We start from the raw sequence: 23607 nt of genomic DNA on the forward strand, positions 1-23607 counted from the left end.
TGAATAAATGATGTCACAAAAAAGCCCACATTGTCCTTTTTTAATTCTCCTATCACGCAGACTTTTGGCTTGCTCTCCGCTAATGGAGAGAAAGCTTTTCTCCTTTACATCGAGGTGAAAAAAGTGTTTGCTATCGTGGGCCCCGCCACTGTGATGGCGGTGGCTATCTACGCAGGGCTGCTGGACAGCAAGCCGGCGTTTGCCCAAACGGCCCGTTGCGCGCCGGACAGTCAAACCTGCTACCAAGTCTATGTGAGTGCAGTGAAGGTTCGTACCGTGTCCGGGGTTGCTCAAATCCGCCTCTAGTCGCTTTTTCCTGCCAAGACTGAGTAGTAAAAGCTGCGCCGTAGTAAATGCGGGGCAGCTTTTTACTTGGCTGGCATATTGCCAATACCCACTGTTTGCGTATGCGTTTTATAAAAACCAGGTACTTGCTCAGTTTTGGACTGGCAATTGTATTCTGTATTCTGGCCTTCCTGTTGCTGAATTTTAAGCGAACAAACAGCCATTTTTTGAAGGAAAAGGGGTTTTCTAGAAAGTTAAAGTCTGCGGATGTTAACTTGGTTAGCAAGCAGCAGTTGCCCCCAGATACGTACTACTTTCTGGGCGTTTTTGAGAATAAAGTATTTGTGCGGGGCTACAACACGGCTACTATCCTGGCAGTTGCGCCCTTCGATACGGTATTGGTGCCGAACGGTCGTAGCGCCAGCACGTCGTATAAGCTGCCTTCTGCAGAGCCGGGGCCAATAGAGTTGGATGCTGCCAGCGGGGAGCTAGCCGTATTTGACCCCGAAGCCAAGCGATTGACAGTGCTGGATGCCCGCAATTTTAGGGAAAAATACCACGTGCTACTCGGAACGGGCTTCACCCGTGCCAGCAAGGCTGGCCACTACGTGCTTACTACCACAGACTCGGCCTATCGGGCCTTATTCAGGCTCTACCGGCTTGGCCCAACGCATACTGCCAAAGTGGTGAAAACCTTAGACCTGCTTCGGGGCACCTCTATGAGCGAAGACGGAACCCTGAAAAGTAATGGGCGTGACTTGTTCGCCTTCGTCTCCTTCTATAAAAATTCGTTGTGGGTGATTGATACGGCAGCGCGGGTGCGGGCCAGCCATACTATTGATACCATTACAACAGGCCCCAAAACGGCGCTGGTGATGAACAATTCGCGCATGGTGTATGCCGAGCCGGTGCGCCTCACCAACAGTAGCTTTCACTTTATGGACGGGCTGCTGGGGGTAGAATCGGTAGTCGCCTCCGACACGCCAAACGAGCATTTGAAGGAAAATAACCTCGTCGATTTTTACACTCCGCAGGGTCGCTATGTGCAGTCTCTGGCCCTGAACGGCGAGTACAACGTGCGGCCCCGCGATGTGCTGGTGCAGGCGGGGCTCCTCTATGTGCTGTCGGGCAGCAAGCTGCTCACCTACAAAATAAAGGTGCCGAACTAAGAAGCCGGCCTTGTTCGCAAATTACCACTGTATTGGCATGATTTATCCTGCAATCGCCCGCGAGCTATACGGGCTTTACGCATACTATGCGCTTCTATTTATCTTCTTATACACAGCGCTGGATAAAATAAGGTCATACGACACCTTTATAGCTGACATGCAGAAATCGGTGCTCATTCCGGCGCAGCTGGTGCCGCTCACGGCGGGTACCGTCATTGCGTCGGAGTTGCTCATTGCGGGTCTGCTGCTGCATAAGAAAACCCGTAAAATGGCTTTTTTGCTAGCCGCTTTGTTGATGCTACTCTTCACCGGCTACATTTTGCTGATGCTCAACTTCAGTCCTTACTTGCCCTGTAGCTGCGGTGGCTTTATACAGGCCCTGAGCTGGCCGCAACACTTAGCCTTCAATAGCTTACTGCTAGTTTCCTGCGTCATCGGGTTTTTGAATGAAGAATAAAACAGCTGTTTTTCTGGGGCTGCTGGGATGGCAGCTTGCTTGCTGCTAAGGGGCAGCCGCGCAGGTGGTGCGGCCTGCCGCGCCGCCGATGTGGGTGCAGGGCCGGCTGGTGGAGGCAGGAAGCAAAAATGCGGTAAGTTCGCGCGAGTTCCGGGTGTACGACGCTGCCCGCCCCGACACGCTGCTCGCCGGCTTTTTGACTAATACCCGCGGAGTATTTCGCTTTCGGGTGGGCCGTGCCGTGCGGCAAGTAGTTATCAGGCCGGTGCTGGGCGGAGCGGGTGTGCCGCTGGCCCTGCGGCCGCTGGCCCCGCCGGACACGCTGCTGGCGGTGGGCGACCTGGCCACAGACCCCGAGGTAGCCCTAACCGAAGTAGTGGTGCAGGGCCGGCGCACCGGGACCGCAGACGTGCAAAAACGCTCCTACGCGGCGCAGCCACTAACTACGGCGGAGGCCCCCATTGCCGGTAATTTCATCAAAACCCTGCCCGGCGTTATGAGCAAAAACGGCACCCTGATGGTAGACGGCCGCAAGGTGCCAAGCTACTACCTCAACGGTGTGGCAGCCAGCGAGGAGGTAGTCCGCAACCTGCCCCTGGAACTGGTCGATAGAGTAGAGCTCATCAACAAGCCCGCCGCTTCAGCCCGGCTGAGCAGCGGCGAGGCTATCATCAACATCGTGCTGAAGCGGCCCGCCAGCCTCCAGTTGGGCGGCAACGCGACGGGGCAAACCAGCCTCGTGGGCCGGGGCGAGGCTGGCACGGCTAGCTTATATATCGCTAATAAAAAGTTGTTTGTCAATTTATTATCGAATACCTACGCCAACCGCTACCGCGACGAAAACCAGTCGGCCTGGTTGGCTACTGCCACCGGCCAGCCGCTGTTTAGCGAGGATGGCCGCAGCCGCTACGCGGTGGTGCCCTCTTTTAATTCACTCATGGTGCAGTATAAGCCGACGGCGCGGGTAGGCGTGACGCTGGGGGCCTATCAAAATGGTAAGGCCGTTCGCTACCAAAATGCGACTACCCTCACGCAGGCCGGCGCCAGCTACGAAACGGCTACGGAATCAGACACCCACGACAACCAGCGCATTGGGCTGGCCGAAGTGGCTTATCGCCAAAACGATAGCACGGCTTTTATCCTCGACGTGGGCGCTACCCGCCTGCGCCGCCAGCTGGACTTGCGCAATGCCTACGGCGCCGCCCGCCCGGCGGGCTACGCGGCCTCCGACGTGGCGCAGGCCACCACCAGCACCAGCTACTCGGCCCAACTGCGGCACACCCGCACCGTGCGACGCGCCAAGCTGGAGCTGGGCGGGCTCTATAATACATACCAGTATGGCTCGGCCTATCGCAACCAACTCTACCGCAATGCGGCGGGGCAAGACCCGGCCGGCACCCTCGCCGATGCCTCGCGCTACGAGGTGCGGCTGGGCGCCCTGTTTGCCACGGCCACGTTTGCCCTTGGCGCCGGTGAGATGCATCTCGGCTACCGGGGCGAGGCCAACCGCCTGCAAACCACGGGCGGCCTCGAAAATATTGACCGCACCATCTGGTACGGGGTACCAACGGTGAGCTACTCACGGCCCACCGAAAAAGTGGGGGTCTGGATTGCCTCCTACTCCCGCGACATTACCCTGCCCGACGCGGCAATGGTGAGCGCCGGCCCGCTCAGCTACCGCCCCAACCTAGTGCGTATCGGCAACGCCGGCCTCGTGCCTGAAACGAGCCACAACGTGGAACTCTACAACGTGTTCAGCAACGACAAGCGCGACCTTACCACTAGTATTTATTACAATCACCAGCAACACGTTATCGACCTCTACGGCTACGAGCTGCTGGCTGATAACAGCCTGAGCGCGTCCTATGCTAACGTGGGAGCGCTTACCAAATTTGGCCTCAATATTTCTTTCACGCAACGCCTAGCGGATAAGGTAAATCTCAATGCCAATGCGCGCTTCGAGGGCTACCGGTACGCCTTCGCCTACGAGGGTAGCCATGGTAATAGCTATCAGCAGCAGCAAGCGGGCACGGTGGTCGAAGTCGGTGCCGAAACCTCTTACAGCCCCACTAAAAACCTGTCGGCTACGCTCAACCTCACGTATGTCAATTATCGCTACCGCCCCTTCAGCGAGGAGTTGCAGCGCGCCCCGAATGTGTCGCTGAGCGTTAACAAGTCGGTGCTGAAGCAAAAGTTGTTTCTGGCGGCGAGTTGGACCAGTTTGTTCAACCTGGGGCAGCGCACAGTGGTCAGCTATTTCTCGACCGATGTGGGCGGCCGCTCAACTGAGTTTAGCCGCCTGCAAAACCTGACGCTAGCCGCTACCTATCGCTTTGGTAAGAAAGGGGCCGAAGTAGTGACGCGTAGCGAGCCAGTGGCTCCGCGCAGAATTAAGTAGTAGCGCAGCGTTGGCTAATTTTGCTGCTTTAGGGGTCACAATAGCTTTGGCAGTAGCCACCGCCGCCGCCGCGGCTGCGGAGCCCCACCTGGTATCTTTTTCTGCTCATGCGCTACCTCTACCCCTGCCTGGGGCTAACCCTGGCGCTGGCCGGCCCCGCCGCCGCGCAAACCCCAAAGCCGCTCAATGATACCGTTAAGGTTGATAAAGAGCAGTTTAACCTGTTTCACCCCACGCCGCGCAAGTACATGCGCCCCATGGTGCCCGACCGCCCCGGCATCACGGAAAGCCCGTATTCGGTGGATGCGGGCCACTTTCAGTACGAAAGCGATGGGCTGCGCCTGCTGATGCGCCGCGCCGGTCCCACCCACGGCCGCGACTGGTACGTGAACCACGGGCTGGCCAAAATCGGCCTCACCAACCGCACCGATTTTCAGGTGGAATTTGACAGCTACACCACCACCCGCGTGACCGATGACACTGACCCCAGCATTAGCCAGGTGGCGCGTGGTACCGGCGATGTGACGCTGCGCCTCAAGCACACCCTGGTGGGCGACGATGACAGCCGCTGGGCCCTGGGCGTGATTGGCTACGTGCAGCTGCCCACCGGCCCCATGGGCGATGGCGGCTACGAGCCCGGCTTGGTGTTACCCGCTGTGTTTCAGATTAATAAGAAATGGAGTGCTGGCGGCCAGGTCGAAGGCAACCTGTACTTCGACCGCGAGCAGGGCCAGCACTACGTGCAGCTCACGCCCACCCTCACCACCGACTACGAGTTCACAAAATTGCTCGAGGGCTTTGTGGAAGTGGTGGGCTACCGCGACCTGCGCGAAAGCCGGTGGCGTGGCTCCGTGAACCTGGGGCCGCAGTTCGACATCGGCAATAACCTGCAAATTGACTTTGGGGCGCACCTGCCGCTCACGGCCGGCGTTGACCACGAGTACTTTGTGGGCTTCAGCTTCAGAAGGTAGAAGTGCGGTAAGCTTTAGCTTGCCGGGGTAACGCCTGGCCCGTCCCCGGCAAGCTAAAGCTTACCGCACACTATTCTTTCGTAAATACGTAAGTGCCACCGCTTTGCTTGAGCGTGAACGTTGGCTTGTCGGCGGCAAAATCCACCTGAATACCGGCTTGCTCAAACTTAAACACGCCGGCGCGCACGGGCTCCAGCGGGAATGCGGCCTGGCCGGTGGCCTGCGAGCGCAGCGTGGAGCCCTCCCTGGTCATCGTGATTTTGATGGGGAGCTGCGGGTTGGCGTAGGTGCCGGCGTAGCGGTCGAGGTCGGCGGGGGCGGGCACGTAGGTGGTGGCTGCGAAAGTCGGCACCTTGTACGGCACGCCAAAATAAATGCTCAGCGCGCCGATAATCAAGTCGTTGGGTGCATAGGTGCCGCCGTTGCTGCACAGCGCCACGGCCAGCTCATCGCCCGGAAAGTAGTAGGCCACCGAGCGAAACCCATCGATGCCGCCCGTGTGCCCGTAGCCTTTCTTGGCCCCAAACGGCACCTGAAACAGAGCCCGCCCATAGCCGTCGCGGATTTCCTGCATGGCCGCCAAGCTGCTAGTTGCTACTAGCTTGCCACCAAACAACGCCTCCAAAAAGCGGTCGAGGTCAGAAGCCGTGGCCACCATGGCCCCCGCACCGCCGGGAATGCTCATGTCGGTTTCGGGCGCGGGCTGCCAGCCGCCGCTGCCCATCGTGTAGGAGAACGCCTCTTGCCGGGCGGGGGATATTTTGCCGCCGTAGTACGTGTTTTTGAGGCCGGCCCTGGCGGCTACGCGCTTTTGCACGGCTTGGGCATAGGGCATTTTGGTTAGCTGCTCCACGATGTAGCCCAGCAGCACGAAGTTGGAGTTGCTATACTCGGCCTTGGTGCCGGGGGCAAAGTCGGGCTGCGGCGCGGCGATAATGGCCAGCATCCCGGCCTGGGTTTTGGGCTGCGTCAGGTAGCTCACAAAAGCCGGGTCGTTGGTGAAGTTGTGGATGCCGCTGTGGTGGCTCAGCAGCTGGTCGATGGTGATGGTTTTGGCGTTCGGAACCTGCGGAAAAAACGTGGCCAGCGGCGTAGTCAGGGCGAGTTTTTTCTCCTCGATAAGCTGAAAGACCATCACCGCCGTAAACATCTTCGTGATGGAGCCAATGCGGTAGCGCGTGGCCGGGGTGGCCGGCGTTTGGGGGGTTAGTTGCACCTCCCCAAAGGCGCGGCTGTACACCACCTGGCCGTCGTGGGAGAGGGCCAGGCTGCCCATCATTTTGTTATTAGTGGCCAGCGCATTGAGGAGGCTGTCGAGCTTGGCGGTGTTCAGGGTTTGGGCCGGGGCGGTGAGGGTGCCAAGGCCCAGCAGGGTAATTAGAGCGAGCGTAGGGCGGTGCAACATAGCGGGTTGAGTGTGAGTAGGAAAGAGTGAAAGAACGGAACGGCAAGTTCATCGCTCGCCGCTCCAACTCATTACCAGTCAAGTAGCAGATTTTGACCATTTCCAAAGCCCCAAAAATGCAGCACCCCGCCCTCGCCCGCTGCCCTATAAGGTTTCGCGCCAGGCAGCGAGTAAAAGCAGGATGCTACGTTTGGGTTGGTCGAAGACTAAGCGTTGTTTTACAGAGCGTTAGGACGTTAGTTGCGGGCCAGGGCGGGGGGCGTGGCGGGCAGCTCGGCGCGGCTCATCACCACCAGCACCCGCTCGCCGGCCTGGGCGCGGGCCAGCAGCTTGCTATACACTTGCTGCTCGCGGTAGGCCAGCAGGGCCGTGCTCACCTCCCGCAGCAAGGCATTGGAGGAGCTGGCCGCCGCCTGGGGCGCAAACCAGTCGGCCGGGGCCTGCCACCACTTGGGGCTGGCGGCGAAGTACTGGCGGTAGGCGGAGGCCAGCTCCGCCTCGTTGCGGACGACCTGCGCCGTGCCGGGCAAAAACTGCGGGCTGTTAGCCAGCAACTGCTGCATGGTGCGTTTGGCGAGGGCCAGCGACGGGTTGCCGGTGCGCACCCGGTTGCGCTGCGACTCGCGCAGCAGGTAGTATAGCTTGAGGCGGTCGGGGGCAATGGTGGCTTGCAGGTAGGCGTATTCGGCCAGCGGGTCGTCGAGGCGGGCGGTGGCTACCCGGTGCTGCCGGGCCAGGTAGCGGGCGTAGCCGCCTTCGCCAAAGTTTGTGATGGTGGCCGCCTCCGTGCTGTCGAGGCCTAGGTCGGGGTGCTCGTAGAAAACGACGGTGGGCTGGCAGCTGGCAAACGCCTGCCGCAGCTGGGCAAACTGGGCATCGGCGGCATTGTGCGAGCACGTAGCGCCGAAGTAGGTGATGCTACCCCCACCGGCTACGCTGTGGGTGTAGTAGGCCGGCACCAGCGCCGCCGCGCGGTAGCCAACGGATTGAGCAGTAGGTAATGAAGGCGCGCCAACCTGGGCAAAAGTGGCGAGGGGCGACAAGGCCACGGCGAGCAACAAAGCGACAGTTTTCATGTGATTGGGAGATAAGAGTGAAAAAAGCAATGAGTAATTAGCAAGGCGTAACTACCGCGTTATGCAGACCGCAGGGAAGCATCTCGCCCGCATCGTTGACTAGCTGAGGTTGGTGCAGCGAGCGAGATACTTCTTTCGTCAGCATGAGGTGCTGGTTGCGCCTTTAGTCATCAAAACCTTAGCCGCCAAACCCGCCGCCGCCGCTGGGAGCGGCGTCGATGCCGCCGGCTTTGGCTTTGGTGGCACCGATGAACCAGGTGAAGCCCAGCCAGGCCACGCGCGTTTCGTACTTGTTGTAGAGGCTGGTTTGCAGCTCGGGGGTGGCTAGCTCGGTGCGGCGCACCTGGGTGTTGAGCAGGTCGGACACCCGCAGCGTGAGGGCAGCGCGCTCGCTAAACAGGCGCTGGCGCAGGGCCACGTCGAGGGCGCCGGTGGGCAGCTGGCGGCCCTGGGCGGTGAGTACCGTAGAGCGCACGTTGCCAGTGAGTTGAATATCAAGCCCTTTGCGGGGCGTGAAGTTGTTGGCCAGGCGGGCGGTGCCGGCCAGGGCCGAGCGGTTGGCGGCATTAGCGGCGTTGGCGGCAATCTGGCTGCGGTAGATGGAGCCGCTGGCCGACACGCGCCACCACTTGGCCAGGGGCTGGGCCCAGGTCATTTCGAGGCCCAGGTTGGTGGTGTTGCCCAGGTTGAGGTAGGTTTCCTGGGTTACCACGCCCACGTTGGCCGTGGCGGTGGCGTCCTCGTCAATGGTGCGCACCCGCTGGATGGCGTTTTGGGTGAAGCGGGCAAATACGGTGCTCGTGATGTTGGCCCCGCCCGCCAGGTTCAGCTGGTGGCCCAGCTCCACGTTGTGGCTGAACTCGGGCAGCAGGCTGGGGTTGCCCTGGCGGTAGTTGCGCGGGTCCTGGTAGAGCTGAATGGGTAGCTGCTGCATGAAATCGGGCCGGTTGAGGCGGCGGGCGTAGCTGAATTGCAACCGGCTCTGGCCGGGCTCCTTGCCCAGCTCGCGGGCCACCGTGGCCGAAGGGAAGAGGCTGATGTACTGGCGGTTGATGTCGGCGCTGGTGCCGGCGGCGGTGGCTACGTTGCCGCTCAGCAGGGTAGCCTCGGTGCGCAGGCCACCCTGGGCACTCCAGCCGTGGGCCAGGGTGCGCTGGTAGGTGGCGTAGGCGGCGGGCATCACCTGCGTAAAGCCGTAGTCGAACGAGCGCCGCGCATCGCGCTCAAACTCGGTGTTAGGGTCGAGGCTGGTGGGCGTAAACATGGCCGTGCTGCCGGTATTGCGCAGCGTTTGCACCTTGGCCCCGGCTTCCAGCTTGCCCTTGCCATCGGCGCTGGGCAGGGTGTAGTCGGCCTGCCCAAAATAAATCTGGGCTTTCACCTGCTGCTGCTGCCGGAAGCCAGCGGGCTGCGTGCCACCCGTCAGCAGCTGGCTCACCGGAATGTCGGCGTCCACGTTCACCATGCCCGCGTTGGCGGTCAGCTCGCGGCCCTTGTGGGCTTCCCAGGTGTGGCGGTAGTCGGCCGAGGTTTCCAGCACGGTCACGTTCACGTCGGCCAACTGCTGGCCGTACTGCGTGGTCACGGTGGGCGAGCCCACGGTTTGCTGGGTCAGCACCTGGTTGTCGGTTTCAGTCTGGTGCTCCCAGTGCGGCTGCACGCTCACGCTCAGGGTCTGCTCCTTGGTGAGGTCGTAGTTCAAACCCAGGTTGAGGCTGTGATTGCGGTTGTGTTGCAAGCCTCGGCCTTCCTGGCTGGTAAAGAGGCGGTTGCCGGTGCCCGCATCCAGCAGCGCCGTTTGCGCGTTGCGGGTGCTGGTGCGGTACAGCTGGTCGTTGCCATCGTAGCCCAGGTTCCAGGTGGCGTTGCCGTGGTGGCGGCTCAGGCTCAGGCTGGGCGAGTATTTTTCGCGGGTGCCCAGCACCAGGGCGGCCTGGCCGTTCCAGCCCTCTTTCTTGTTCTTTTTGGTGATGATGTTGATGACGCCCGCGCCGCTGGCGTCGTACTTGGCCGAGGGGTTGGTCATCACCTCCACCTGCGCAATCTGGGAGGCCGGAATCTGGTCGAGGCGCGGGCCGGGGCCGCCGTTGCTGGTGCCGGCGGGCTTGCCATCAATGAGAATAGTGAGGTTGCTGGAGCCGCGCAGGCTCACCGTGCCACTAGCATCTACGGCCACCGAGGGCACGTTTTCGAGCACGTTTACGGCGGTGCCGCCCACGCTGCTCAAATCTTTCTCCACGTTGATAATCGTTTTGCCCAACTCCTGCTGTACCACGGCCTTCTGGCCCGTCACGGTTACTTCGCCCAGGCGCTGGCTGGCCGTGCGCAGCTTCAAGCTGCCCAGTGCCACAACTACTTGGTTTACGGGCACTTGCACGGCGCGTAGCAGCGGCTGGTAGCCCAGCGCCAGCACCCGCAGCCGGTAGGCGCCGGCCGGCACCTGGGGCAGCTCAAACGTGCCGGCCAGCGTGGTTTGGCCGCTGGCTACCAGGCTGGTATCACCGGCTTCGGCGCGGCGCAGCAGCACCGTGGCAAAGGACAGTGGCTCGGCCTGGGTTCCGCCATCCACGGCGGTGCCGCTGATGGTGGCGCGGGTGGCCGGGGCCGTTTGGGCGTGGCTAGCTAGCGGCAGGGCCAAGAGCAAGCCAAGGCTGGCTGCAATGGGTAGTGAGCTGGTGTTCAAAGAGTAAGACATGGCAGTGGCGCGAAAAGAAGCGTTCGGTTTGGGCATGGCGATTCCGTTCCCAGCCGGCCGCGGTTCCGGTGGGGGAGTGGGGAGTCGGGGCCCGGTGCAGGTGCACCGGGGCAAAAAAAGTGGGCTGACCAGCAAGCTGGTCGAAAGGCCCGGCCGCTAGGCCGGGGCGAACCAGCCGCCCGGTTGGCGGCCAGTGACTACCCGCTTTCGGCTGCAGCTAGGCGCGGCCAGGTTGTGGGTAGTGAGGTGGTACTTGGCTTTTGATAGAACAAACGTACGACAGGTACTTTGCTTCACATAGTACTGTGACGAATATTTTTCGCAATAAGCGTTTTCAGCGCTCAGAAGGGCATTTTAACCGAAACTATTTTTTGAATAAGGGCAACCAGCCAACTCTCCAACCCCCTGATTCACTACGAGTACCTGTTGGCGAGGCAAACGTTACATCGGCCACCACATTTATCCATTACCAAATTGCTTCGCTGCGCTAAGCCAGCGCGGCGCACTCAGGTCAGCAGATGTGAGAAGCCTGACAAGGGTTGCCCAGGCAAGAATGAAATTGCTCAGCCAGACTTTCAGGCACGCTCAGCATGACGTTCTTTTACGTGCAGTTCTATTACACAACCTGCTATGAGTCAAAAAAGCAACTTCTGTACTGCATCCCCTCTTCTGCGCCAGCACAAGCTGGCGGGCCGTTGGGCAGTGGGAGTTTGGCTGTTGGTAGCTAGCTGCCACGGCGCGCCCGCCCTGGAGGCGGCCCCTGCTGCTGGGGCGCGGCCAGCCAAGCCGGTGCCAACGGTGCTGCTGGTAACGCGCCATTTTGCGGAGGAGCTAGCGCGAGGCACCCAATTTCGGGCGGCCGATGCGCCCCGCTATGCCGATTCGCTGTTTTCGCTCGACGCCAGCGATAACCTGTACCTAAACTTGCCAACCTGCCAGGTAGAGGCCTTCTTAACCCCTGACAGAGCCTTGGAGCACGTTTATATTTTGGTGCCGCGCCGGCTGCCGGGCCCCCATCCTGAGTTGAACAGGGCGCGGCCCAACCCCGACCGACTGCTGCGGCTGGGGGAACTGCGCCGCGCGTTTGGACCCGGCAAAATCGACCGTAACCCGCCGCTAACCAAGGAGGAGTTTACCCGCTCGTACCCGGTCACTTTTCGCTGCCAGCCCACGCCGACGAGCCGCCCGGTACTGCTGAACGCCGCCCTGCCCACCGCCGCATACGCCGACTCAGCCTGGGTTAACAGCATTAGTATCTATCGGTTATGAGTACGCAAAAGCGGTTTGTCATTGCAAGCGTTGCGCTCACCATGACAAACCGCTTTTGCTTAAGTCCTGCTAGGCTAGCTGGCCGCGGCCGGGTAATCAAGTAGGTTCTGCACCATGCCCTTGAAAATAATGCCGTGAAACGGCAGCACCGCGTACCAGTACAGCCGGCCCGCCAGGCCCTGGGGGCGGTAGGCGGCCAGCTGCTCCAGGGCGTGGGTGCCGTCGGGGTTGTCCACGATGCGAAACTGGAGCCAGGCCTCGCCGGGCAGCTTCATTTCGGCGTACAGCAGCAGGCGCTTGGCGGCGCGGTCGGCCACCAGCACGCGCCAGAAGTCGAGCGGGTCGCCGGCCCGCAGCTGGTTGGGCGAGCGGCGGCCCCGGCGCAACCCCACACCGCCTACCAGCTTGTCCATCAGCCCCCTAATGCGCCAGAGCCAGTCGGTTTTATACCAGCCGCGCTCCCCGCCGATGCGCCAAATATTGTCGAGCACCTCGGCCACCGGCCGGGTAAAGCTGCGCCGCTGCCGGTCAAAAAACATCCCGTTCTTCGGAATCTGGATGGCGTTCATGTAGTCCTGGCGCAGGGTGCCGCTGCTCATGGCGTCGCTCCAGCTGCTCACCACCTCGTTTTGCTCGATGCGCCGAAAGGCAAGCGCCAGCGCCTCGCGGTAGCTCATGCAGGGGTGCGGCACCACGCGGGCAATGCTGCGCGCGGAGTCCACCACAGTGTCGTTCTTGAGGCTTTCGACCAGGCTTTGGGCCAGCGAAAACGAGGTGCTGGTGACCAAGTATAGCCACCACGACGACAGCCGCGGCGTGAGTACGGGCACCGTCACTATCCAACGCTTGTAGCCACGCTGGGCGGCCAGCCCGAGTAGCATCTCCTTGTACGTCAGTACATCAGGCCCGCCCAGGTCGAAGCTTTCCCCCAGGCAGGCGGGGTTGCCGAGCACGGCCGTGAGGTAAAACATCACGTCGCGCACGCCCAGCGGCTGGCAGCGCGAGTTCAACCAGCGCGGCGTCACCATCACGGGCAGCTTCTCCACAATGTCGCGGATTATCTCGAACGACGCCGACCCCGAGCCGATGATAATGCTGGCCCGCAGCACCGTGAGTTGGGCCGTGCGGGCGCGGCCCAGCACCGCCTCCACCGCCTCGCGCGAGCGCAGGTGCACGCTCAGGTCGTGGTCGTTGGCAATGCCAGAGAGGTAGATAACCTGCCGGGTGGTGGTACGGTCCAGGTAATCCGTAAAATTTTGAGCAGAAGCCTGTTCCAGTTGAAAAAAGTCTTCGCCGTGCCCGCTCATGGAGTGCACCAAGTAGTAGGCGGCGTCGATGTCGAGGGGCAGGTCGGCCAGCGAATCGGGCCGCAGCAGGTCGCCCTGCGCCACGTGCACCTGCGGGTGCTGGGTTTCGGGCAGCGTATCGGGCAGGGCAAAGCGGCGGGCGTCGCGCACCAGGCAGGTTACCTCGTGGCCCGCGGCGGTGAGCACGGGCAGCAGGCGCTGGCCAATGTAGCCGGTGGCCCCGGTGAGCAATATTTTCATGGGTGGGAGCAGCAACGCACGGCCACCGCCGCGCCCACGTAAGAACGTAGGACTGACATACTTGTTCGCCCACTTGCTTGCGAAGATTTAGTCCGCCGGAGCCGCCGGCTTGTCGTGCTGCACCATCTGCGAGAAGCTCTTAGCCGCCTGTGTAAACTCCGACGGGATGAGCACGATGGTGGTGGTATTGTTGTCGATGCCGATTTCTGAAAGCATCTGCATGCGGCGCAGCTCCAGGGCGATGGGGCTTTGCTCCATTTCCAGCGCGCCCTGCGTGAGCTTGATGCTGGCCTCCAGCTCGGCCTCGGCCTTGATGATGCGGGCGCGCTTTTCCCGAATGGCCTCCGCCTCGCGGGCCATTGCCCGCTGCATAGATTCGGGAATCTCCACATCTTTTATCTCAACCAGCTCAATCTTGACGCCCCAGGTTTCAGTGGCCGCATCCACTATTTGCAGCAGCGAGCTGTTGATGTGGGCGCGCTCGCGCAGCACCTCATCGAGCTGGTTTTGACCGATGATGTTGCGCAGCGCCGTCACCGCGAGCTGGTACACCGCCTTGTTGTAGTCGGCCACCTTAATCACGGCATCGGCGGGGTTGATTACCTTAAACCACAGCACGGCATTCACCTTGATAGTCACACTGTCTTTGGTGATGGTTTCCTGCTGCTCCAGTTCCACCGTTTTGGTACGCATGTCGATAGTTTGCTGGCGCTCGATAAACGGCACCAGCCAGTACAGCCCCGGCCCCCGCGTACCCGTGTAGCGCCCCAGCCGAAACACAATGGCCCGCTGGTATTCCTGGGCAATGCGCAGGCTCATGGCCAGCAAAATAACGGCGACGATAAGGGGGGCTAGGAGGAGCATGGCAGGAGCGGGTTAAAGTTCAGCGAATGTATAGCGCCGGGCAAGGAAGTCGGGGTGGGAGTTTCACCGGGTAAGCTTCCCCGTTCGCAAAGGATATCCGGCTGTTTACCAAGATTAATCATCTCTTGCTTAATAAATGCGTAAAAAATCTTAAACAGGCCATACCTTTAAGACATCCCAATGCTTCCTTCTGCTGGTAGCCTGGCCGCACGCCCCATGAAAATTCCCTTCCTGCATCGTTTTCAGAAGCCGGCCACCCAGGCAGTTACTGAAAAGCAGCGGAGTGAGGCTGAGGCCACGGTAGCAGCCCTGCTGCTGGCCCTGCCCGAGTTGCTGGCCGTTGCCGTTATCGACATCGCGAGCGGGCAGGCGCTAGCCGCGCACACCAACGCGCCGGACCTGGTTCCCGCCAAGGCCGCGCCCTACAACGCGGAAGTGGTGCGCCAGAAGCGCCGGGCTTTGCAGGCCCTCGACTTGCCCGGCGAGCGCATCGAGGATATTCTCATTACGCTGCATCAGCAGCTGCATCTGCTGCGCGTGAGCCACGACGACCAGCGCGTGCTGTACCTGGCCATCAACAGCCGCGATACCAACCTGGCCCTGGTCCGCGACGTCCTGCGAGCGCACAGCGGCTAGCGGCGGAGTACTTGCTTTGTTTTTCATTTTTTACCTTTTCTTCCCCCCCCTTCTTTTTTTACCTAATTCATGGCGTATTCTACTAATAACTCGGCCGGCCAGGCCATCCAAAACATCATCAACGACCTGCCCCAGCTGGTAGCGGTGGCGATAGTCGATGTGCAGTCGGGCATGGCCCTGGCCTCGCACTCCAACCTGCCTGCGTTCAACCCCGAAACGGCGGCCGCCTACAACACGGAAGTAGTGAAGCAGAAGCAAAAGGCCCTGGGAGCCCTGAAGCTGACGGGCGAAACCATCGACGACATCCTCATCACCCTCACCAATCAGCTTCACCTCATCAACCTCACCGAGGGCGGAAAGAAGTTTGTGTACCTGGTGGTGAACTCGCGCGACACCAACCTGGCTATTGCCCGCGACGTGGTGCGCCAGCAGATGGACTTGCTGAAATAAGCTGAAATAAGCGCGAGTGGTTGTCAGTCTGCGAGCGAAAAGATTAATAGTAACTAACTGACAATAATTAAATTGAATCTTTTAGTGCTGCCTGCCTCTTCCCTTCACGCTTAATTTTCGCTTATTATGAAGTTGACCGCTTCCCCCTTCGATGCCACCACGGGTGCCCTGCTGCCTGTGTACCGCGATGCCTACCTGCGCGGCGATTTGACGGCTGCCAACAGCACGGCGGTAGATGCCTACCTGCAAGCTGACCGCCCGCTATCGGACGATACATTCTCTCGTTTTCATCAGCTGCGGCAGCAGGGCGAAGCCGTGCAGCCCGTGGGCTGGATGCACCGCCAACTAGAGTTGATTCGGACTGAGCCGCAGCGCTTTCGCCAGCGCGCGGCCACGTTAGTAGCCGCAGCCGTGCTGGTAGCCGGTGCCGCAATGGCGGCCACTCACGAGCCTGCCACCGCCTCAACCGATGCCGGCGCGCCAGTGGTGGTGGTGGAGGCCACCCCGGGTGATGTTGAAATGGTCGCCGCCATTCCCACTGCCATGACAACGGTGCGCGGCCGCATTCTGGACGAAAACGGCCGCCCGCTGGTGGGTGCTACCGTGCTCAGCAAGCAAAGCGGCCGGGGCGTTGCCACCGATGCCAACGGTGCCTACGCCTTCCGCCTGCCCGCGGCCCAGGCCGCGGCCGGCCGGCTGCAAATCGGCTACGGCGGCTATGTCGATGACGAAATTGAGCTCAAAGGCTCCACTATCCAGAACGTGACGCTGGTGCCGCGCGCCGCCGTGAAGCGCCCCCGCCACTGGCTGTTCTTTTAAGTAGGCACGGCCCGTGAGCCGGCCAAAGCAGAAGCAATTGGTTGGCGGCTCCTGAGAACCCGGCCCCGATGGGCCACGCTGCCGGGTTGGGAATTTACCCTAAGAAGCGAGAAAATGCCAGCGGTTGGTTTCGGCCCGCAGTTGGTATTTTCTCGCTTCTTTTTTGTTATTTGCACTCACCTGAAAGAAAACAAACTGCCAAGCTGCGCGCGGAAAATTCTTTTGGCCTGCCCGGCTGACCGGCAGCGTCAGCTGCCTCGCCCGCGCTCCTGTTCTGTCTTATGCGCCAGTACTCGATTCGTGATTTAGCCCAGCTCTCGGGCATCAAGCAGCATACCATTCGCACCTGGGAGCTGCGTTACGGCCTGCTGCACCCCGCACGCACGGCTACCAATGTTCGCTACTACCGCGAAGAAGACCTGCTAAGCCTGCTACAAGTGGCCACGCTCTGCGGCAGCGGCCAGCGCATTTCGGAGGTGGCGCAGCTCAGTGAGGAAGCCCGCAAGCAGGCCGTGCAGGCCCTCAGCAGCGACGTGGCGGCCGATAACGCGGCCCAGCTCCACGCGCTGCTGGCCGCCATGCTCCAGCTCGATGAGCCCCAGCTGCACCGCCTCCTCACCGAAGCCATCGCCCGGCAGGGCCTCGAAAAAGCCATGCTTGAGGTGGTGTACCCGCTTTTGCAGCGTATTGGCCTGTCGTGGCAAACGGGCACCTTCACCATTGCCCACGAGCACTTGGTATCGCAGCTGGTGCGCCAAAAGCTGCTCGCGGCCATCGACGCGCTGCCGCCGGCGGCCCCGGCCGGGGCTGCCCGCTGGCTGCTGTTTTTGCCCCCCGATGAGCAGCACGAGCTGGCTCTGCTGTTTTTGAGCTGTGCCTTGCGGGCGCGGGGCCGGCAGGTGCTCTACCTAGGGCAAGGCCTGCCGCTGCCCGAGGTGGAGGGTGCCTGCCAGTTGTTCCGGCCTGATGTCATTGCCACGGCCCTCACGGCGGGCTTGTCGCCCGAGGCAGTGGGCAGCTTCGCGGCCGAGCTGCGGCAGCGGTGCGCCGGCCCGCAGCTGCTGTTCTACGGGCCGCTGGCCCAGCACCTGCACGGGCAGCTACCCGCCGGGGCGCACCAGCTGGCCCGTATGACCGACGTGCTGGCTTTTATCGAAACCGTAGCGGGCGCTTCTGCTTAACTGCCGTTACGCAGGCCGGGGGTTGCGGGCGGCCTGCCCCAACTGCCTCACCGCCTAAGCACATACCTCAGGGCTGGTTCCCCAGCAGTTGCCGCGTTTTGGCATCATGCCCGCCCCGAAAAAACTTCGCCAGCACCGCCTCAAACACCGGGTTGGCCCCCGGCACGGCCGCAAATAGCGTCATCGACGATTTCAGCTTCAAATCATCAGGGTCGCCAAAAACGCGGTTGGCATCGCTGCTGGCCAGCCCCAGTAGCGCCGTGCTTATTTCCACCAGCCGCTCGCCCAGCACTGGGTGCTGGACGTAGGCCTCCGCCTCTTCTAAGTCATTGATAGCGTAGTGCTTGGAAATCTGGCTAAACCCCAGACCCTGAATTTGGGGAAAAATAAACCACATCCAGTGGCTGCGCTTGCGCCCGGCATGTATCTCGGCCAGCGCCTGCGGGTAGGCCGTGGCCTGCGCGTCGAGGAAGCGCTGGAGGTTGGTTTCCTGGGTCATGTTATTGGAAGCTTTTGGTAGTACCAAACTTACGGTAGCAGGTTTGCGTTGAATGTTCTACATTTGTTGAAGATTCAACTACCCCAAAAAATAAGGGGGCAAGCCCTGCGGCTCACCCCCTTACCCTACCTAATCCAATGGGCGGCTGCCGTGACAGCACCGCCGCTCATCAGAAACCAAAGCAGCCATTTGGCTACTTCAGGTGGTATGCGGATGTCAAGCTTGATTTTGACTTCCGTTTTCGCACGAACCTTATCCATTTGAGTCAGAAGTAAGGTGTTACTGCACCCACTTCTTGAACCCTCGGTTGTTACCAGCAGCCGGGGGTTCGCCGTTTATAGGCAACCGCGTTGGCGAGGTGTTTCCCGTGCGTTGCGTCAAAGATAGGAGTTTAAACGGGCCTTAATTCAGGTAAGACAAAGCCTCTGATTTAGAAATCAAAGCATTGCTTTAATTTCTAAATCAGAGGCTTTGTCTATCAGGTAGAAGTAGTTGTAAAAAAATATTTATAAAAATTACCGCCCTACCACCGGCAGCACGGCCACGCTTTCGTGCCCTTGCGCATCCACGCTCACCACGCCGAAGAGGTAGTTATCCTTGCTGATGTTGAGGTTGGCGGTGGTGCCGGCGATGGGGAAGCGCTGCTGCCACTGCGGGGCGCTGGTTTCGCGCACCAGCACCACGTAGCCGGCGGGGGCGGGGCCGCCCTGCGGGGCCTGCCAGCGCAGCTGGGTGCGGTTGGTGAGCTCGGCGGTGAGGACTTCTACTTTCTGGGGGGCAGCGGGGGCCAGGGCCAGGCTGGCGATGGTGGCCAGGTTTACCTGGGCGGTGCGGCGCAGGTAGCGGTAATCCACAAACTCGGGGCGGTCGCCGAACACGGTGCCGTTTTCGGTGCGCAGGTCCTGGTGCTGGTGGCGGAAATCCTCGTTGGTTTCGGTGAAGCGCACGGCCGCGTAGCCCTGCTGGTTGAAGGGCGTGTGGTCGCCGCCGCGCAGGAAGCGGTCGGGCCGGTACTCCAGCAGCACCGCGTAGCCGCCGTCGCTCACGTACTGGCGGGCGGCGTTTTGGGCGTAGCGGGCCAGCTGGCGGCTGGGCGCGTCGTTCTCGTTGCTGAGTTGGCGGCGGGTGCGGGCCTGCTCGGGGGTTTCGGTGGCTGGCACGCCCTCGCTGAATACGCGCAGGTGCAGGCTGTCGGTTAGCTCGGGGTCGTGGCCGTGCGAGTTGCCCACGATGTCATTGTTGAGCATGGCAATCAGGTTCCAGCCCTCTTTTTTGGCGCGCTCGGCCAGGTGGCCCGCGCCGAGCAGGCCCTGCTCTTCGCCCTGCACGGCCACCAGCTTGATGGTGCACGGAAACTTCTGGCCGGCCAGCACGCGGGCCACTTCCATCACGGCGGCTACGCCGCTGGCGTCGTCGTTGGCGCCGGGGGCGTCGGCGGTGCGGTTCATCACGTCGGTCACCCGCGAGTCGATGTGGCCGCTCATCAGGATTATCCGCTTGTCGGTGGGGTCGGTGCCGGGGATGGTGGCCAGCACGTTGGCCATAAGCGTGGTTTTGTCAACGCGCTTGCCATCAGCCTTTAGCGTGAAAGTATCCATTTCCACCGTCATGCGGTTGCCGCCGGCCTTGCTGTACTTTTTGAACTCGTCGAACACGTACTGGCGGGCCGCGCCAATGCCGCGGGTCTTGCTTTTGGTGTCGCTCAGGGTGTGGCGGGTGCCGTAGCTCACCAGCTTGCGTACGTCGGCTTCCAGAATTTTAGCCGATACCTGGCCCACGAGGCGCTGAATGGCGGGGTCGGGCGTGGGTTGCGGGTTGGAGGGTTGGGCCAGGGCCGCCAAGGGCAGCAGGCAGGGGAGCAGGGGTAGAAATTTGCGAAGCATCATGAGTGAAAAAGGACGAGCAGAATACCTGTTATTTAGCGGTGAAATACTGCCACGCGGTGCGGCTGACTGCTGCAATGAGGCCATCACGGGCGGCCTCGGAGGCCGTGGAATTGGCCACGAATACGACCACGGCCACGTGCCGGCCGTTGGGTAAGGTCAGTAGGCCGGCATCGTTGGTGGCCGTGGCCAGGCCGGCGGCATTGGTGCCCGATGTGCCCGTTTTGTGCGCTACCTCGGTGCCACCGGGCACCCCGGCGCGCAGCCGCTGCAGGCCAGTGGGCCCGGTGGTCAGCAATTGCCACAAGCACGCGTGGCTAGCGGCGGACAGGTAGTGCCCGCGGCCGAAGTTCTCAAGCAACTGGCTTATTGCGAGGGGAGTAGCCCAGTTCTTAAATTGCACATCTTCCTGCCGGTGCATTTCTTCTTCCGTAGCAACTATGCGGATGTCCGCAATGCCCAGGCGTTGCACGTAAGCCTGCACCGCGGCCGGGCCGCCAAGCAGCCGAAAGAGAATGTCGCAGCCATTATTATCGCTCTCCGCAACGGTGTAGCGAAGCACCTCACGCAAGGAAACGCGCACATTCCCTTGCGGATAGCGCTCCCGCAGCGGGCTCCAGGTGTCGGGCAACAAATCGACGGGCCGCAACCGGATTTTTTGGTCGAGTTGCAGGTGGCCCTCGTCCACTGCGTGCAGCACTGCCAGGGCCAGCGGAAACTTGTACACGCTCTGCATGGGCAGGTGAGCCTGCGCGTTTACTTGGGCGCTGTCGCCGTCTTCCACTCCCCGCACCGCTACGCCAACCGTACCCGCAAACCCGGCCACCAGGTGCTCAAGCTCAGCCTGAAGCACTGAATTGCTGGCCCGCTTCCCGGCACCCTCGGCAGACCACCCAGCCGCGGCAGAAGTGCCCGCAGTGGAGGAAAATACCAAAGTGGAAGACTGGGCCAGGGCCGCAGCGGGTAGCAAACCAGCTAGCAGTAGAAGGATTTTCATAAAGATTTGCAAGAAACGACAAACGCCGCTAGTCGGCCAAGGCTAGCGGCGTTTTCCAACGTAATGAGCTGCCTGACGAGCGGCTCCTTAAAACAAGTACAAGGCATCGCCGTGGCCGGGGCGCAGCTTTTTGCCGGCTAAGTTTTGCGTTACCCACTGGCACTTCTTTAGCTCGGTTGCCAGCTCAAACGGCTGGCCGTTTTCATCAAGCAGTTGCCCCCCTAGCTTTTGCTGGCAGTAGCTGGCGGCCCGGTGCATATTTTCCAGCACCTGCGGCGGGTCAGAGCTGCGTGGAATGGAAAAGCTGAAAATTAAATCGGCAGTTTTTACTTCCCCTTTTGCCAGGTGCTCGGGTAAAAAATACCCCGGTTCGGTGCTGGTAGAAACACTGAATAAATGGTCGTCGCCCCCGGCATCCGAAGCAGGGTTTTCCCAATGAAACAGGTCCATATCGCCCCAGTGCAGCCCGAGCGAGCGCAGTTTATCCCAGATTTCTGTACCCTCAAAAGGCTTGTCCGCCTTTAGCACAATGCGGGCTTCCAGATTATTAGCCGCTACAAAGCCCGCTAGCTGTTGCGAAGCGGCGGCGGCCTGGGCCGGTGGATAGTTTACGTTAGTAATGCGCCCCGGCAGCAGGGCAGCCTGCTGTGCAACCGCCTGCTGGTACGTGCTGAATTCGGCGGCGGTAAATGGCCGGGGGGCTTCCACACGCTCATTATATAGCTTCCAGCCCAGCGCTATCTCCGAGTAGACACTATCGGCATCGGCGGCCGCCAGGTAGGTCCACCGGCTGCTGCGGGTTGAGCGGCCGTATAAATCGGGGTGTTCGTATTGCTTTTGCCACTGCGCTCCAAACTGCGCAAGCACCTCTTGCCGGCGCACCGGGCGGGCGGGCCGCACCTGCACAATCCAGTCGTAGCGCGGGTTGGCAACGTATTCCTTGGCGCTGTCGGAAGCCGCTGGCTGGGAGCCGGCCGGCAGGTTATGCAGGAGGTGGCTGGCGTCTTCACTACCCTTCTCGGGCAATAATTTATACGCGCGCTCATCGCTCTGCCCAGTCGGCGATACATACATGCCATCGGCACTCGGGAGCGAGGTCTGTTCAGTGGGTTTCGATTGGCAGGCAACCAATAGTTGCGCGAAGCAGAGCAAGCCGGGAAGCAGCGATAGTTTCATAAGTGTCCGTAAGAAACGACAAATGCCGCCAGTCGGCCAAGACTAGCAGCGTTTTTGTACACGTGGGCGAGGCTACGACAGCGGCGGAGCAGACGGTGCCAGCACCCGGTCGCCGTGCGCATGCGGGGTCGAAATTACTAGAAAATCCAGCGGCTCAGGGCTTTCGTTGCGCAACTGATGGGCTAGCCCGGCCGGTACTTCGATGCCCTCGCCAGGGCCTAGCCACAGGGTTTGGCCGGCCAGCTCAAAAGCGCCTTTGCCGCGCAGCACGTAAAAAAACTGCGTAGCCCGCGCGTGGTAGTGGCGCACTTCGGCAGTGCCCGGCGGCATGGTTTCCTGAATAACGCCGAGCTGCTCGTTCTTAACCAAGTGCCAACCAGTGCAGCCCTCGCCCCAGGCGTAGCTGGGCGCGGTATCAATGGATGCTTTTTCGGTCATACTAGGCTGTAAATCAGCGCAAAAACCGCTTGTCATTGCGCGCGCAGCAATGACAAGCGGTTTAAAGTAGCGTTAGTGGCTAGGCAACCCTTAGCCCATGGTGTGGTACACGGCCTGCACGTCCTCGTCTTCTTCGAGCTTGTCAATCAGCTTTTCCACTTCCTCGGCCTGCTCGTCGTTGAGCGAAACCGTGGTGTTGGGCACGCGTTGCAGCGTAGCGCTCACGATGTTTACGCCCTTGGTATCCAGGGCTTTCTGCATCTGGCCAAAGTCGGTGAAGGCCGTTTCGATAACCATATACTTGTGCTCGTGGCTGTGCTCGTCTTCCTCGGTGGTTTCGTACACGTCTTCAGCGCCCACGTCAATCAGCTCCAGCTCTAGCTCGTCGCGGTCGAGGCCTTCGGCGGCCAGCTTGAATACGCCCTTGCGGGTGAAGGTGTAGTCGGAGCTGCCGGCCGTGCCGAGCGCGCCGCTGTTGCGGTTGAAATACAGCCGCACGTTGCTCACGGTGCGGGTGGGGTTGTCGGTGGCGGTTTCAACCACGATGGCCACGCCGTGCGGGCCATAGCCCTCATACACAACTTCTTGGTAATCTTTTTCTTCGCGGCTACTGGCGCGCTTGATGGCAGCTTCCACGCGGTCTTTGGGCATGTTTACGCCCTTGCCGTTTTGGATGGCGGTGCGCAGGCGGGCGTTGGAGTCGGGGTTGGGGCCGCCTTCTTTCACGGCCATCACGATTTCCTTGCCGATGCGGGTAAAGTCTTTCGACATCCGGTCCCAGCGCTTCATTTTGCGGCCTTTCCGGAATTCAAATGCGCGTCCCATCTTTTCAATTATCAGTTAACAGTGAGCAATGAGCAATTGGGGCGGCGGGGTGGGAGGGGGCGGCCCGAATGCGGCCGCAAGTTACTAAGCATCGGCGCGGGCGGCAATTGGCCGGCCGGCGCTAGCGCCCGGCTGCCGGCGGCGCGGCCACCAGCTCGTACACGCCCTTGTTGCCCGGCGGGTAGCCGTTGATGGTGATGAGGAGCTGGCGTGTTTTGGGCGCGTAGCGAAACGTGCCGCGCTGCACGTCGCTGCCCTTGAGGTCGGTGAAGCGAAAAATAATGCTGTCGCCCACGGTCGAGAACCGGCCGTGCTGCGTGAAAAAGCGCGGGCCGCTATCGCCCAGCAGCAGGCTCAGGCGCTTGTCGTAGGTGCCGTCGGCGTGCAGGGCCAGGGTGCCGCCCACGCCGGATACTTGGGTGGGTGGCTCGCCGGTGGTGAGGTCGTGCACGGTGTAGGCCGTGTAGCTATACGTGGTATAAAACGCCACCGGCAGGGGCGCGGCCGGCGGGGCTAACAGCAAGGTGGCCAGCAAGTAGCGCGTCGTCATGGGCAGGCAAGCTAAAA

22 protein-coding genes are annotated in these 23607 nt (G+C 61.2%); 10 read left to right on the forward strand and 12 right to left on the reverse strand.

Features of this window, described 5'->3' with window-relative positions; all coding sequences use genetic code 11:
• Positions 1-69: 69 nt before the first annotated feature.
• The 5 genes from ACYVGC_RS18720 (at position 70) to ACYVGC_RS18740 (ending at position 5280) form a co-directional block, all read left to right on the forward strand.
• Entirely contained in the window at positions 70-306 is a 237-nt protein-coding gene (locus tag ACYVGC_RS18720; protein WP_460585382.1) for a hypothetical protein, read from the forward strand.
• Positions 307-353: 47 nt separating this feature from the next.
• A complete protein-coding gene (locus ACYVGC_RS18725) occupies positions 354-1454 on the forward strand; it encodes a hypothetical protein (protein WP_460585383.1) in 1101 nt (366 codons plus the stop codon).
• Positions 1455-1491: 37 nt separating this feature from the next.
• Positions 1492-1911, forward strand: a complete 420-nt coding sequence (locus tag ACYVGC_RS18730) for a MauE/DoxX family redox-associated membrane protein (RefSeq protein ID WP_460585485.1) — start codon at positions 1492-1494, stop codon at positions 1909-1911.
• Positions 1912-1975: 64 nt separating this feature from the next.
• Positions 1976-4309 carry a TonB-dependent receptor domain-containing protein gene (locus tag ACYVGC_RS18735; RefSeq protein ID WP_460585384.1) on the forward strand — a complete coding sequence of 778 codons (2334 nt, stop codon included), beginning with the start codon at positions 1976-1978 and terminating at the stop codon, positions 4307-4309.
• 107 nt (positions 4310-4416) lie between these two features.
• The gene (locus tag ACYVGC_RS18740; RefSeq protein WP_460585385.1) at positions 4417-5280 is read left to right on the forward strand and encodes a transporter; all 864 of its coding nucleotides are present in this window, start codon (positions 4417-4419) and stop codon (positions 5278-5280) included.
• 70 nt (positions 5281-5350) lie between these two features.
• On the opposite strand, the gene ACYVGC_RS18745 is transcribed toward ACYVGC_RS18740, so the two are convergent.
• The 3 genes from ACYVGC_RS18745 to ACYVGC_RS18755 all read right to left on the reverse strand — a co-directional run bounded on the left by ACYVGC_RS18745 (position 5351) and on the right by ACYVGC_RS18755 (position 10456).
• Complete coding sequence (locus ACYVGC_RS18745; RefSeq protein ID WP_460585386.1) at positions 5351-6685, reverse strand: serine hydrolase domain-containing protein; 1335 nt, start codon at positions 6683-6685, stop codon at positions 5351-5353.
• A 236-nt stretch (positions 6686-6921) separates the two neighbouring features.
• Positions 6922-7761, reverse strand: a complete 840-nt coding sequence (locus ACYVGC_RS18750) for a hypothetical protein (RefSeq protein ID WP_460585387.1) — start codon at positions 7759-7761, stop codon at positions 6922-6924.
• Positions 7762-7939: 178 nt separating this feature from the next.
• Positions 7940-10456 (reverse strand): TonB-dependent receptor, encoded by a 2517-nt coding sequence (locus ACYVGC_RS18755; RefSeq protein WP_460585388.1) that lies wholly within the window; start codon positions 10454-10456, stop codon positions 7940-7942.
• 630 nt (positions 10457-11086) lie between these two features.
• Here ACYVGC_RS18755 and ACYVGC_RS18760 point away from each other — a divergent pair.
• Positions 11087-11725: a hypothetical protein gene (locus ACYVGC_RS18760; protein ID WP_460585389.1), complete on the forward strand. Its 639-nt coding sequence runs from the start codon at positions 11087-11089 to the stop codon at positions 11723-11725.
• Positions 11726-11799: 74 nt separating this feature from the next.
• On the opposite strand, the gene ACYVGC_RS18765 is transcribed toward ACYVGC_RS18760, so the two are convergent.
• Both ACYVGC_RS18765 and ACYVGC_RS18770 read right to left on the reverse strand, forming a co-directional pair.
• Positions 11800-13272 carry an SDR family oxidoreductase gene (locus ACYVGC_RS18765; RefSeq protein WP_460585390.1) on the reverse strand — a complete coding sequence of 491 codons (1473 nt, stop codon included), beginning with the start codon at positions 13270-13272 and terminating at the stop codon, positions 11800-11802.
• 87 nt (positions 13273-13359) lie between these two features.
• Positions 13360-14136 (reverse strand): slipin family protein, encoded by a 777-nt coding sequence (locus tag ACYVGC_RS18770; RefSeq protein ID WP_460585391.1) that lies wholly within the window; start codon positions 14134-14136, stop codon positions 13360-13362.
• Positions 14137-14316: 180 nt separating this feature from the next.
• On the opposite strand from ACYVGC_RS18770, the gene ACYVGC_RS18775 reads away from it, so the two are divergent.
• From ACYVGC_RS18775 to ACYVGC_RS18790, 4 genes are all read left to right on the forward strand, one after another.
• Positions 14317-14772 (forward strand): hypothetical protein, encoded by a 456-nt coding sequence (locus ACYVGC_RS18775; RefSeq protein WP_460585392.1) that lies wholly within the window; start codon positions 14317-14319, stop codon positions 14770-14772.
• 69 nt (positions 14773-14841) lie between these two features.
• Entirely contained in the window at positions 14842-15222 is a 381-nt protein-coding gene (locus ACYVGC_RS18780; protein ID WP_460585393.1) for a hypothetical protein, read from the forward strand.
• Positions 15223-15348: 126 nt separating this feature from the next.
• Positions 15349-16041, forward strand: a complete 693-nt coding sequence (locus ACYVGC_RS18785) for a peptidase associated/transthyretin-like domain-containing protein (protein WP_460585394.1) — start codon at positions 15349-15351, stop codon at positions 16039-16041.
• Between the two features lie 281 nt (positions 16042-16322).
• Positions 16323-17222, forward strand: coding sequence for a MerR family transcriptional regulator (locus ACYVGC_RS18790; RefSeq protein WP_460585395.1), 900 nt, complete (start codon positions 16323-16325; stop codon positions 17220-17222).
• A gap of 67 nt (positions 17223-17289) precedes the next feature.
• Here ACYVGC_RS18790 and ACYVGC_RS18795 read toward each other — a convergent pair whose 3' ends face one another.
• The 7 genes from ACYVGC_RS18795 to ACYVGC_RS18825 form a co-directional block, all read right to left on the reverse strand.
• A complete protein-coding gene (locus ACYVGC_RS18795) occupies positions 17290-17721 on the reverse strand; it encodes a DUF1810 domain-containing protein (RefSeq protein ID WP_460585396.1) in 432 nt (143 codons plus the stop codon).
• A gap of 515 nt (positions 17722-18236) precedes the next feature.
• Positions 18237-19607, reverse strand: a complete 1371-nt coding sequence (locus ACYVGC_RS18800; protein WP_460585397.1) for a M20/M25/M40 family metallo-hydrolase — start codon at positions 19605-19607, stop codon at positions 18237-18239.
• 28 nt (positions 19608-19635) lie between these two features.
• On the reverse strand, positions 19636-20601 hold the full coding sequence (gene bla / locus ACYVGC_RS18805) for a class A beta-lactamase, subclass A2 (RefSeq protein WP_460585398.1): 966 nt from the start codon (positions 20599-20601) through the stop codon (positions 19636-19638).
• An 87-nt stretch (positions 20602-20688) separates the two neighbouring features.
• Entirely contained in the window at positions 20689-21777 is a 1089-nt protein-coding gene (locus ACYVGC_RS18810; RefSeq protein ID WP_460585399.1) for a cell division protein ZipA C-terminal FtsZ-binding domain-containing protein, read from the reverse strand.
• Between the two features lie 72 nt (positions 21778-21849).
• On the reverse strand, positions 21850-22215 hold the full coding sequence (locus ACYVGC_RS18815; protein WP_460585400.1) for a cupin domain-containing protein: 366 nt from the start codon (positions 22213-22215) through the stop codon (positions 21850-21852).
• A 90-nt stretch (positions 22216-22305) separates the two neighbouring features.
• The gene (locus ACYVGC_RS18820) at positions 22306-23040 is read right to left on the reverse strand and encodes a YebC/PmpR family DNA-binding transcriptional regulator (protein WP_283564527.1); all 735 of its coding nucleotides are present in this window, start codon (positions 23038-23040) and stop codon (positions 22306-22308) included.
• 121 nt (positions 23041-23161) lie between these two features.
• Positions 23162-23590, reverse strand: a complete 429-nt coding sequence (locus ACYVGC_RS18825) for a hypothetical protein (protein ID WP_460585401.1) — start codon at positions 23588-23590, stop codon at positions 23162-23164.
• Positions 23591-23607 lie beyond the last annotated feature (17 nt).

Source organism: Hymenobacter arcticus (assembly GCF_054779975.1).